The 12,470-nt window shown below is 56.5% G+C and carries 8 protein-coding genes; 3 read left to right on the forward strand and 5 right to left on the reverse strand.

The window, feature by feature from the left end; translation table 11 throughout:
* The first annotated feature begins 28 nt into the window (after positions 1-28).
* Entirely contained in the window at positions 29-589 is a 561-nt protein-coding gene (locus tag ACQUQU_RS12430) for a cob(I)yrinic acid a,c-diamide adenosyltransferase (RefSeq protein WP_430460012.1), read from the forward strand.
* 123 nt (positions 590-712) lie between these two features.
* On the opposite strand, the gene ACQUQU_RS12435 is transcribed toward ACQUQU_RS12430, so the two are convergent.
* The 3 genes from ACQUQU_RS12435 to aceE form a co-directional block, all read right to left on the reverse strand.
* Positions 713-2,728 (reverse strand): methyl-accepting chemotaxis protein, encoded by a 2,016-nt coding sequence (locus ACQUQU_RS12435; RefSeq protein ID WP_430460013.1) that lies wholly within the window; start codon positions 2,726-2,728, stop codon positions 713-715.
* An 82-nt stretch (positions 2,729-2,810) separates the two neighbouring features.
* On the reverse strand, positions 2,811-4,490 hold the full coding sequence (aceF, locus tag ACQUQU_RS12440) for a dihydrolipoyllysine-residue acetyltransferase (protein ID WP_430460014.1): 1,680 nt from the start codon (positions 4,488-4,490) through the stop codon (positions 2,811-2,813).
* Positions 4,491-4,501: 11 nt separating this feature from the next.
* Positions 4,502-7,231 carry a pyruvate dehydrogenase (acetyl-transferring), homodimeric type gene (gene aceE / locus ACQUQU_RS12445; RefSeq protein WP_430460015.1) on the reverse strand — a complete coding sequence of 910 codons (2,730 nt, stop codon included), beginning with the start codon at positions 7,229-7,231 and terminating at the stop codon, positions 4,502-4,504.
* Positions 7,232-7,325: 94 nt separating this feature from the next.
* Between aceE and cobO the strand changes: the two genes are divergently transcribed.
* Both cobO and ACQUQU_RS12455 read left to right on the forward strand, forming a co-directional pair.
* Complete coding sequence (gene cobO / locus ACQUQU_RS12450) at positions 7,326-7,931, forward strand: cob(I)yrinic acid a,c-diamide adenosyltransferase (protein WP_430460016.1); 606 nt, start codon at positions 7,326-7,328, stop codon at positions 7,929-7,931.
* Between the two features lie 188 nt (positions 7,932-8,119).
* On the forward strand, positions 8,120-9,709 hold the full coding sequence (locus tag ACQUQU_RS12455; RefSeq protein WP_430460017.1) for an alkaline phosphatase D family protein: 1,590 nt from the start codon (positions 8,120-8,122) through the stop codon (positions 9,707-9,709).
* A 242-nt stretch (positions 9,710-9,951) separates the two neighbouring features.
* Here the strand turns inward: ACQUQU_RS12455 and modA are convergent, their stop codons facing one another.
* Complete coding sequence (gene modA / locus ACQUQU_RS12460) at positions 9,952-10,710, reverse strand: molybdate ABC transporter substrate-binding protein (protein WP_430460018.1); 759 nt, start codon at positions 10,708-10,710, stop codon at positions 9,952-9,954.
* Between the two features lie 72 nt (positions 10,711-10,782).
* Entirely contained in the window at positions 10,783-12,309 is a 1,527-nt protein-coding gene (locus ACQUQU_RS12465) for an FMN-binding glutamate synthase family protein (protein WP_430460019.1), read from the reverse strand.
* Positions 12,310-12,470: the final 161 nt, after the last annotated feature.

Consider the following 12,470-nt stretch of genomic DNA (forward strand, 5'->3'; position numbering starts at 1 on the left):
GCGGATGCACTGAGGCTGAGTAGGAATTATGGGCAACCGCTTATCAAAAATTGTGACCCGCACCGGCGACGGTGGTGAAACCGGATTGGGCGACGGTTCGCGCGTCAGTAAACGCAGCGAACGCATTCACGCCATCGGCGATGTGGATGAGCTGAATTCGTGGATGGGGTTGCTGCGTGCCGAACTGAGCGACAGCGATGAGCTGCAGCCCTTGCTGCATCAGATTCAGCACGATTTATTCGATCTGGGCGGTGAGTTGTCGGTTCCGGGCTTTAATGCCCTGAACGAAGCCCTGCTGGACGATATTGAAGACAATCTGGACGCGCTGAACGACACCCTGCCACCGCTGCGCGATTTTATTCTGCCGGGCGGTAATCGCGCCGCGGCGCACGCGCACATGGGCCGTACTGTGTGCCGCCGCGCGGAACGCTCGCTGGTTGCCCTGGCGCAGAAAGAAACCGTGAATGAGCTGGCGCTGCGCTACCTTAACCGCCTGTCGGACCTGTTGTTTATTATGGCGCGGGTACTGGCCCGCCGGGACGGCGGACAGGAAATCCTGTGGAAAAGCCGCCATGTGCGGGAAGACTAACCACGTCCGTTTTTGCGATAACCGTGAACAAAAGCACGGTGTAAAGTCTGAAAAATGCCCAAGAAAAAAGCCTGCAATTGCAGGCTTTTTTATTCATGGTTCCGGTGACAATACATTCAGGCATCACACCTGAAACTGTTTCACACGTGATGCCAGAGCATCCGTCATCGACTGGGTTTCACGCACCGCCTGCACCGTACCTTCGGCGTTGCCGGAAGTTTCCTGACCGCTGTCGCGGATAGCACTGAGGTTTTTATCCAGATCCGCTGCGCTGCGTTTCTGTTCGGTAGCAGTAACCACAATATCCGACGTTTTCTTCTGGATGTCGCCCATGCTCTGCTGAATTTCGTTGAGTGTGGTGCTCACCTGTTCGGAGTTTTCCACGGTTTTCTCAACCATGTTGCGGTTCACTTCCATGGTTTTCACCGCACTGACGATGTTTTTCTGCACATCCGAAATCAGCCCTTCAATTTCCTGCGCCGAGCCCTGAGTACGGCTGGCCAGCGTGCGCACTTCGTCGGCAACCACGGCAAAACCACGACCCTGCTCACCGGCGCGGGCCGCTTCAATGGCGGCGTTCAGCGCCAGCAGGTTGGTTTGCTCGGCAATGCTTTTAATGGTTTCCAGAATGGTACTGATGCTGGAGGAGTTGTCGGCCAGACGGTTCACCGCCTCCATGGAGTTCGACATTTCCTGCGACAGACCACGCACCTGATCCATCACCCGGGTGACCACACGACCGGCTTCGTCGGATTTGCTCTGCCCGGATTGTGCCGCGTCTTCGGCTTCTTCGGCCAGACGCGTTACCACGCCCGAACGCTCGGCCACATCACTGATGATGCGCGCAATCTGATTGGTCTGATCAAGCTGAATCTGCACGGCCTCACGGCTGCGGTTGGCGATGTTCTCAACCTGATTGACGTTTTGACCCACGGCATCGGCGGTGTCTTTCACCGCGGTCAGCGTTGCGCGGATATTGCTGATCATGTCGTTAAAGGCATCACGCAACTGACCCATCTCGTCACGACCGGAGAAACTGATTTTCTGCGTCAGATCACCGCGGGCAATGTCACGCGCGGCCGCTGAAAAACGCTTAATGGTGTAACGGATCGACATAAAGAAGGCGAGGTACAGATACACAATAATGCTCAGGGCACCGGCCAGTACCAGTGCCAGCACAGTAATGCGGGTCTGTTGCTGTTTCTGGCGGATTTCGAGTTTGGACGCAATGAGCGGAAACACCAGATCGGCCATGCGCCGCATCGGTTCGATCTCCTGCACGAAGAAACTGTCAAAGGCATCCCAGGTGGATTCAATTTCGGAGGCCGCAATGATTTCTTCGTCGATTTTTGTGCGGATATTTTCCAGCATTTTTTGCGCAGCTTCTGCCGCCACGATCAGGTCGGCATTACCCAATACGCGGGCATTGGCCAGAATCAGCTGCACATCGGGTTCAGACGTCAGTAACTGGTCATAAGTGGCATTCATCAGGTCGTACGTGGCCGACTGCAGATACTGCTCAACAAAGGCGTAAATACCTGCGCCGTGGGCCATACCCAGATTGGCGCTGATTTCCGGCATGGTGTTCAGAATCACGGTCAGACGCTGAATGTCTTCATCGGCATCCAACGACACGCCGGCGCTCTGCATAAACTGGCGTTCAACCAGATAAAACTCGTCGATCACCAGCTGAAAATATTTGTACTGGTCACGGAAGGTAGGCTGACGCTGTTCGCCGGTAATTTTTAAATTAGGAACGTATTTGTTTTTCCAGGACGACAGAGATTCTGCCAGACGATCGTCATCGGCCATCTCGATCAATTTATCGGCTTTGGCAGGCAATGCATTCATCAGCTCGGAGGCACGGGCCTGAAGCTGGGCATCATTTTTGTGGGTCGCGGCGGAGGCCAGATCACGGAAGCTCTCGAGCTCGTGGCCGAAGCGGCTTAATTGCCCGCCCATTTCCAGCGCGCGCAATTCCGTGCGGGTTTTTTCCAGTGATTCAAACGCTGCCAGAAAAACCTGACCGCTGAGAACCACCAAAGGCACCATAAACAGGAAGCTGATGACGCCGAATTTCGCCGCGTAACTCATCTGCCCCATCAGTTTGATGGCCGGCCACATCAGTGCTTTAAGCATAGACTCCTCACACCTTACTTATGCTTTATTTTTATTAACGCCAGGCCTGCCTGCATGTCTGAAACAGGCCCCGATAACCCACTCACATCAGGGTTTCCCGCATATCCTGCAGCGCGCCTACCAGCGTTTGCGCAAAGCGCGCGGCTTCTGCCCCATCGATCACACGGTGATCGTAGGAAAGCGACAGTGGCAACATGAGACGGGGAATAAAGGTTTCGCCGTTCCACACAGGCTGCATACTGGCTTTGCTGAGGCCAAGAATCGCCACCTCGGGTGGTGAAACGATGGGCGTGAACGCCGTTCCGCCTATCCCACCAAGACTGGACAGACTGAGACAGCCACCCTGCATATCGGCTAAGGATAGCTTACCGTCCCTCGCCAACCCCGCCTTCTGTGCTAACTCTTGTGTGATTTCTGTAACCGACTTACGGTCTACGTCACGAATGACAGGTACGAGAAGGCCCTTGGGTGTATCGACGGCCACGCCGATGTTCACGTACTTCTTCAGAATCAGCGACTGGCCGTCCGGGCTGAGCGACGCATTAAATGCCGGGTATTGTTTCATCGCCCACGACAGCGCCTTCAGTACAAAAGGCACCAGCGAAAATTTAATGCCCTGCTTGCTGAATTTCTGGTTTTGCGCAACGCGGTAGGCTTCAAGGTCGGTAATATCGGCCAGATCAAACTGAGTGACCTGTGGCACATTCAGCCAGGCCGTGGTCATGGCTCTGGCCGTCGCCCGCTTGATGTTATTGAGGGCCACCGTTTCGGTGTCACCGAACTGCGAGAAATCAATCACAGGCACAGGCGGAATACCGGAACCCACCACGGCATTGCCCATTGAATTTCCGGCGGTAGGTGCATTCTGCAAACGGGATTTCACCCAGTTCTGCACGTCTTCTTTGGTGATACGCGCGCGGCGGCCACTGCCAGCCACCAGCGCCAGATCAACGCCCAGCTCGCGGGCCAGTTTGCGCACCGCGGGCCCTGCGTGCACCTCGCCCGAGTTCACCCCATTCGCCGTATGGTTCGTGGCCGCCGCTGGGGACACAGAAGCGGATACCGGTGCTGCCGCTTTCGCAGGTTCTTCCGCTGTGGCTTTGGCCGCCTGTGCAGCGGCGCTTGTCGCTGACTTACCGGCCGCATCGTCAACCGCATGTCCAGCCGCACCTCCAGATGAAGCAGCGGCCATTAACACCAGCATGGCATCACCGGCCTGCACTTTGTCGCCGACCTTGAGCGACCAGCTCTGCACCACGCCGGAGGCCTCGGCGGGAATTTCCATCGACGCTTTATCCGATTCCAGCACCAGCAGGGTATCACCAGCCTGAACCGCGTCGCCTGGCTGCACGCTCAGTTCAATCACCTCGGCTTTACCGCCGCCAATATCGGGCACCATAAACGCCTGAGCTTTGGCAGCTGCCGCCTTAAGCGGTTGAGTCTCGTTTGACGGCGCTGACGCTGCTGCGCTGACCGCAGCAGGAGCTTTATCCGCGGGTTTTTCGGCGGTTTTTCCGGCCGTGCCGGCAGCAGCACCTTTTATTTCGGCAAAGGCATCACCGCTGCTGACTTTATCGCCGACTTTTACCATTAAACGGCTAATAACACCGGCTTTACCGGCCGGAATTTCCATCGAGGCTTTATCGGTTTCCAGTACCAGCACCGCCTGTTCAGCATCAACATGGTCACCTTCAGCGACCAGAATTTCGATCACATCCACCTGACTGGCGCCACCGAGATCCGGAATGATTAATTGGCTCATGCGCGTCTCCCTCAGCTGTACAGCGGATCAGGTTTGCCGGCATCGATATCCAGCGTTTTCCGCCAGCCCGCCAGTTGCGCATCGGTTACGGCACCGGTTTGTCTGAGTTCCACCAGCGCGGCCCAGGCCACAAACTGCCAGTCGACCTCAAAAAAGCGCCGTAAATTATCGCGGGAATCACTGCGGCCAAAACCGTCAGTACCAAGCACGCGGAACGGACGGCCAGCAGGAATATAAGGCCGGATCTGATCGGCGTAGGTTTTCATATGATCGGTGGCGGCCACGATCGGGCCTTCGCTCGCGCTCAGCACACGGGTGACATACGGCTGTGGCTGCTCACTGCCGGCTGACAACAGGGTGCGCCGTTCGCACGCCAGACCATCGCGGCGTAATTCGTTGAACGAGGTAACGCTCCAGACACTGGCGGCAATGCCTTCGCCCGCCAGCCAGTCGGCGGCTTTTTCGACCTGACGTAAAATCGCCCCGCACCCCAGCAACTGAACAACGGGAGACGCAGCGCTCTTGGCCGACTGTTTTTTCGTGCTGCGTTTTTTCGCGGCTTCGCGCAGACAATAAATACCGCGGCGAATACCTTCTTCCACACCCTCAGGCATTGGCGGGTGCGGGTAATTTTCGTTGAGCGAGGTAATGTAATAGAAGATTTTTTCTTTCTTCTCGTACATGCGCTTCAGACCATCCTGCACGATGACCGCCATTTCATAGGCGTAGGTCGGATCGTAGGACACGCAGTTGGGAATGGTGGACGCCAGAATATGGCTGTGACCATCCTGATGCTGCAGACCTTCGCCGTTTAAGGTGGTGCGCCCGGATGTAGCACCGATCAGAAAACCCTGACACTGCATATCGCCCGCCGCCCAGGCCAGATCGCCCACGCGCTGGAAGCCGAACATGGAGTAATAAATATAAAACGGAATCATCGCCATACCGTTGGTGCTGTACGAACTGGCCGCCGCCATCCACGCGGCAAAAGCACCGGCCTCGTTAATGCCTTCTTCCAGAATCCGGCCTTTTTTATCCTCGCGGTAGACCATCACCTGCCCCTGATCCACAGGCTCGTACAACTGACCTTCTGACGAATAAATACCAATCTGACGGAACAGGCCTTCCATACCGAATGTACGCGCTTCATCCGGTACAATCGGCACCACACGCTCGCCCATATTTTTGTCTTTCAGCAACTGCGACATGATGCGCACGAAGGCCATGGTGGTGGAAATTTCACGCTCACCGGTACCGTCGGTCTGGGCTTTAAAGAAATCCAGCTCAGGGGCTTTCATGGCGGTCCAGTTTTCACTGCGCACCGGTAAATAGCCGCCCAGCTTTTCGCGCTGCTTGCGCATGTAGCTGAGCTCCGGGCTGTCTTTCGGCGGCCGGTAAAATGGCAGATGCGGCAGATCATCATCGCGCACCGGAATATCAAAACGGTCACGGAAAGCCTTGATGCTGGCGATATCGAGTTTTTTCACCTGATGCGCCTGATTCTGACCTTCAGCCTCTGCGCCCATGCCGTAACCTTTAACCGTATGCGCCAGAATCACGGTCGGCTGACCTTTGTGATTCACCGCGGCGTGATAGGCGGCGAACACCTTGTACGGGTCGTGACCACCGCGGTTTAAACGGAAAATATCCTCGTCAGACAGATCTTTGATCAGCTCTTTAAGCTCTGGGTATTTTTCAAAGAAATGTTCGCGCGTGTACTTGCCGCCTTTGGCTTTGTAATTCTGATATTCGCCGTCCACGGTTTCGTCCATGCGTTTCTGCATAATGCCTTTGCGGTCTTTGGCGAACAGTGGATCCCAATGTCTGCCCCACACCACTTTAATGACATTCCAGCCAGCGCCACGGAACTGGCTTTCCAGTTCCTGAATGATTTTGCCATTACCGCGCACCGGGCCATCGAGACGCTGCAGGTTGCAGTTGATCACGAAAATCAGGTTCTCTAATTTCTCGCGGCCGGCCAGACCAATAGCGCCCAGAGTTTCCGGCTCATCGCATTCGCCATCCCCCAGAAATGCCCACACTTTACGGCCTTTACGCGGCACCAGTCCGCGCGCCGACAGATAGCGCATAAAATGCGCCTGATAAATCGCCTGCAGCGGACCAAGGCCCATGGACACCGTCGGAAATTGCCAGTAATCGGGCATGAGTTTCGGATGCGGATACGACGACAGACCGGGCGCCAGCGCTTCGCGGCGGAAGCGTTCGAGATCGGCTTCCTCAAAGCGCCCTTCAAGATACGAACGGGCGTAAATGCCCGGCGCTACGTGGCCCTGGTAATAAATCAGGTCGCCCAATGGCGAAATATCGCTGTTGGCGTCGGGGGCACGGAAGAAATGGTTAAAGCCCACGTCATAGAGCGTGGCACTGGAGGCAAAACTCGAAATATGACCGCCCAGATCACCGGCGCCTTCTTTATTGGCGCGCAATACCATTACCAGCGCATTCCAGCGCACCAGTGAGCGGATGCGGCGCTCCATGAATAAATCACCGGGCATGGGTGCTTCATTTTCCGGAGCAATGGTGTTGCGGTAAGGCGTATTCAGGGCGTATGGCAGTGGCATACCGTCGCGGGTGGCCCGTTCTGCGATACGTTCAATCAGAAAATGTGCACGCTCCACACCGTCGGCGCGGATGACAGAATGAATAGCGTCGACCCACTCTTTGGTTTCCTGCGGGTCCTGGTCCACCATAACATCCTGATTTTGTTTATTTTCTTCCATCGTGCGTTCCTGCTTCAGGCGGTCGGATGATTTCAGTATAGTTAAGGGCCACAGAAACACTTGTTCACCCAATAACCACACGAAGCATCCTGATATGACCACACCAAGCGCAGAAGAACGTCACCAGCAGAAAATGCAGAAACACAAAGAGAAAGTGGACGCCGCTGTCGCCCGTGCTCAGGAAGAACGCGGCGTGCTGATCGTGTTAACCGGCAACGGCAAAGGCAAAAGCAGCAGTGGTTTCGGCACCCTGATCCGTACACTGGGCCACGGTTATAAGGCCGGTCTGGTGCAGTTCATCAAGGGCACCTGGGATTGCGGCGAAGCGAAAGTGCTGGGTAAGCTGGAAGGCCTCACCCATGTGGTGATGGGTTCAGGATTCACATGGGAAACCCAGAGCAAAGCGCAGGATCAGAAAGCCTTCGATGACGTCTGGCCAAAAGCCAAAGCCATGCTGGCCGACCCTGACATCCGCACCGTGATGCTCGACGAACTGACCTATATGCTGGCCTACGATCTGTTGTCCTTCGAAGACCTCGAACAAGCACTGGTTAACCGCCCGGCGCAGCAGAACGTGATCATCACCGGCCGTGGCGCCCCCACCGCCCTGCGCGAACTGGCCGATACCGTGACCGATATGAAAATGGAAAAACACGCCTTTAAAGCCGGCGTAAAAGCGCAGGCCGGTATTGAGTGGTAATTCCCCCGTCCGTTATGGCGCATGAAAAAGCCGGGTTTTCCCGGCTTTTTTGTGCGCGTTCACCGGCGTTACGCCAACGGATAAAACGTTCGTACCAAACGTAAAGAAACTGTCACTCCCCTGACATACAGGCTCACCAGAATGGCGGCCGGGCATCACCCTCACCACCATTCCAAAGGAGCCATGCAATGGCCATTACCCGCCGCCGTTTTCTGACCAATACCGGAGCTGGCCTTGCCGGCGCCGGCGCACTGGGTTCGTCCCCGATAAGCTTTGCCATGAGCAGCACACCCGTGGATGACACGATCAATCCCGGTGAATTTAACTACGGGGTCGCCAGTGGTGATCCGCGCAGTGACCGTGTCATTCTGTGGACCCATTTTCAGCCGGAAGTGCTGTTGCCGGTAACCGTTGAATGGCGCGTTGCGACCGACGAAGCCATGACCCAAGTGGTACGCAGCGGCACCTTCCGCACCAGCGACGAACGTGATTACACGGTAAAAGTCGACGCCGACGGCCTGACGGCCGGCACCCAATATTTCTACCAATTTCATGTGCAGAACAAATACTCGGCAGTGGGTCGCACGCGCACGGCGCCGGAAGGCGATCTGGCGCAGGCGCGCTTTGCTGTGGTGTCCTGCTCCAGCTACGCCCACGGCTACTTTAACGTGTACCGCGCACTGGCCAACCGCAACGACCTGGACGCCGTGCTGCACCTTGGCGATTACATCTACGAATATGGCCAGAATGAATACGACGAAATTCTGCTGCGCTCCAAGCGTCCGCTGGCACCGTCACACGAAATCACCACGTTGTCCGATTACCGCCGTCGTCACGCCTATTACAAACTCGATGACGACCTGCAGGCCGTTCACCAGCGCCATGCCTTTATTACCGTCTGGGACGACCATGAATTTGCCAACGATTCCAACGCCTACGGTGCTGAAAACCACAACGACGGCGAAGGTGACTGGAATGACCGCAAAGCGGCGGCCAAGCAGGCCTATTTCGAGTGGATGCCGATCCGTGAAAACAGCGACGGCAGCATCACCCGCACCCTGAGTTACGGCAATCTGCTCGACCTGCTGATGCTGGATACGCGCATTGAGGGCCGCATGCTGCCACCGTCCGGCGCCGATAAACAAACCGAAGCCAAAGACAGCAACCGCACCCTGCTCGGTTTTGAACAGGAAGCCTGGCTGCACAATCAGCTGCAGACCAGCACCGCCCAATGGAAAATTCTGGGTCAGCAGGTCATGATCGCCCAGCGTTATTTTATTAATCTGCCGGATTATTTCGGCGGTGGCGCCTCGCTGTGGCTCGACAGCTGGGACGGCTATGCGGCCAGCCGCGATCGTCTGCTCGCCCTGATCCGCCAGCAGGCTATTCAGAACGTGGTGGTATTAACCGGCGACGTGCACAGCTCGTTTGCATCCGACCTGAGTGATGATCCGTACGACCATGACAACTACAACCGCTACACAGGCGAAGGCTCGCTGGCGGTGGAATTTGTTACACCGTCGGTAACCTCACCGGGTTTTCCGCCCGTGATTGCCGAAACCGGCGCGGCCACCATCATGGGTGCCAGCCCGCACATTAAATTCGCTGAGCTGCGCCAGCACGGTTTTATTCTGCTGACGGTTAACCAGCAAATGACACAGGCTGACTGGTACTATGTGCCACAGGTACTGTCGCCATCGGCCGACAGTTTCTACGCCAAAAGCTACCGTACCCTGAGCGGCGACAACCGTCTGCGTCAGGCCGACAGCCCGGCCTGAGCGTCTGTGAAGAGCGTCTGTGAAGAGCGTTCGTGTCTGACGACCGTGTCAGACTGACCGTGTCGTACTGACCGTGTCGTACTGACCGTGTCAGACTGACCGTGTCGTACTGACCGTGTCTGACTTCATCAGGGTGTAAAAAAACTGATGAAAAACTGCCATAAAAAAGCCCGGATTATCCGGGCTTTTTTATCGTTCAAATTCTGTATTCCTGACATTGCTTATTGCTGAAATGCCGTGCCTTAACGACCGTAGCCGTAACGGGCAATGATGGCGCTTACATCTGCGGATTTCAGATACGCCAGTAAATCCCGCGCCGCCTGATTGCCGGCGCCGCGTTTCAGCAGCACCGCGTCCTGACGGATTGGCTGATACAGATTCTGCGGCACCACCCAGCTGCTGCCGTTCTGAATTTTGCCGTCGGCCATCACCTGCGACAGCGCGACAAACCCGAGCTGGGCATTGCCGGACGAAACAAACTGCCAGGTCTGGCTGATGTTCTCGCCCATTACCTGTTTATTCTGCGTGGCGTCACTCAGGTTCAGTGCCGCGAGAGTCTGCAGCGCCGCTTCGCCATAGGGTGCCAGACGCGGATTGGCCAGCGCCAGACGCTCAAACGAACCGTCGAGCAACTGCTGATGCACATCGGCATCGGCTTCCGGCGACCACAGCACCAGACCGCCGAGGGCGTAGGTAAAGCGGGTATTGCCATCGGCCCGGCCCGACTGAATCAGCGCCTGTGGCTTGCTCTGGTCGGCGGATAAAAACACCTCGAACGGGGCACCGTTTTCTATCTGGGCAACGAATTTACCGGACGAGCCGAACGACAATTTCAGCGTGTGGCCGGTTTTCTGCTGAAACGCCTGCGCTATGTCTTTCATCGGCGCGGTGAAATTAGCGGCAACCGCCACCAGCACTTCATCGGCGGATGCCAGTGGCGTAAAGGCGGCAGACAACAGACTCAGGGTAACAACAACGATGCGGCGTCCTGAAAACAACATACAGAACCTGCTCCTGATACGGATGGGTAATTAATTTTAAAAAATGGCCCGAGCACCTGCTCAGGCCAGCGATTATTCGGCGAATTCGAACTCAGCGCCGGGGTGGAACTGGTCGCTGCCGTACAGATCAGACAAGAGTTTTGCCTCGCCGTTCGGCTGCACCATACGCGCGTGGTGGCGCGTCAGTTTACGCGGCTCGTCGACGCCACACGAGTGTGCAATGACACCCACCTCCTGCACCATGGTTTCGACAAAATGCGCGACCCTTTCGGCTTTATCCGCCGGCACCAGACCGCGCTGCAAACGCGGGTTGTGGGTGGTAATACCGGTCGGACAGGTATTTTTATTGCACTGGAACGACTGAATGCAGCCTAAGGCAAACATAAAGCCGCGCGCACTGGTGACAAAGTCGGCGCCCACACACAGCGCCCAGGCCACCCGGTCGGGGGTAATTAATTTGCCCGAGCAGATCACGCGGATGCGCGGGCGCATACCAAATTCATCCAGCACATCAACCAGCATGGGCAGCGCCTGCACCAGCGGCAGCCCCATGTAATCCATCAGCGCCTGCGGTGCTGCCCCTGTGCCCCCTTCGGCGCCGTCTAACGTAATAAAATCCGGCGCGCTTTCCGGCCCGCGCTGCTGAATAGCCCGACACAGATCGCGGATCCAGCCCACATCGCCCAGCACGGTTTTAAAACCCGTCGGTTTACCGGTGACATCACGCACGTGACCGATCATATCCAGCAAGTCGTCAACGCTGCGGATCTCCGGATGGCCGTTGGGGCTGATGGAATCTTCACCCGCCGGAATATGACGGATGGCAGCAATTTCGGCGGTGACTTTTTCGCCCGGCAAAATACCGCCCTTACCCGGTTTGGCGCCCTGACTGAGTTTAATCTCAATCATGCGCACCTGTTCGTGGGCGGCGATGGCGTGCAGTTTGTCGTCGTCCAGCTGACCCAGCTCGTTGCGCACGCCGTATTTGGCGGTGCCGATCTGAAACACGATGTCGCAACCGCCTTCGAGGTGATACGGCGACAAACCGCCTTCACCGGTATTCATCCAGCAGCCGGCTTTTTTGGCGCCTTTCGATAACGCCCGCACCGCCGGGGCCGACAAGGCGCCGTAGCTCATGCCGGAAATATTGATCAGCGAACTGGTGACGTAGGGCGTACGGCAATGCTTGCCAATGGTGATGGGCTGCACTTCGGCGAAGTCGTGCTTCAGTGCCGGGAAGGGGCTGTTCACGAAAATAATGGTGCCGGGCACATCCAGACGACGGGTAGAACCAAAGGCGATGGTGGTGTTTTCTTTTTTCGCCGCGCGGTACACCCAGCTGCGTTCGGCGCGGTTGAAGGGCATTTCTTCGCGGTCCATGGCAAAGAAATACTGGCGGAAGAATTCGCCCAGATGCTCAAAGAAATAGCGGAAGCGGCCAATCACCGGAAAATTACGGCGCACCGTGTGCCGGGTCTGGCGGATGTCGATGACATAGGCGATGGACACCCAGAGCACCACACCCACCACCAGCGAGATCAAAAGCCCCAGCAATACAATCATGCCGTAAGCGGCGATGATAAAAACCTCGTCCGTCATTTCAGACTCCCTTGCGCTTTGTTTGCCGGTTAGCTTAGAGGCTGGCGCCGCTTCTGTCATGACTGACAGCATGAAACCCAGCGTTCAGTCACAGCGGTTTATGCGCCCGTCAGCGTAAAAGCGGAACGACAGGCAAAAAAAAGAGAGCCACAAGGGCTCTC

The organism is Thalassolituus sp. LLYu03 (assembly GCF_050507655.1).
Taxonomy (GTDB): Bacteria; Pseudomonadota; Gammaproteobacteria; order Pseudomonadales; family Oceanobacteraceae; genus Venatoribacter.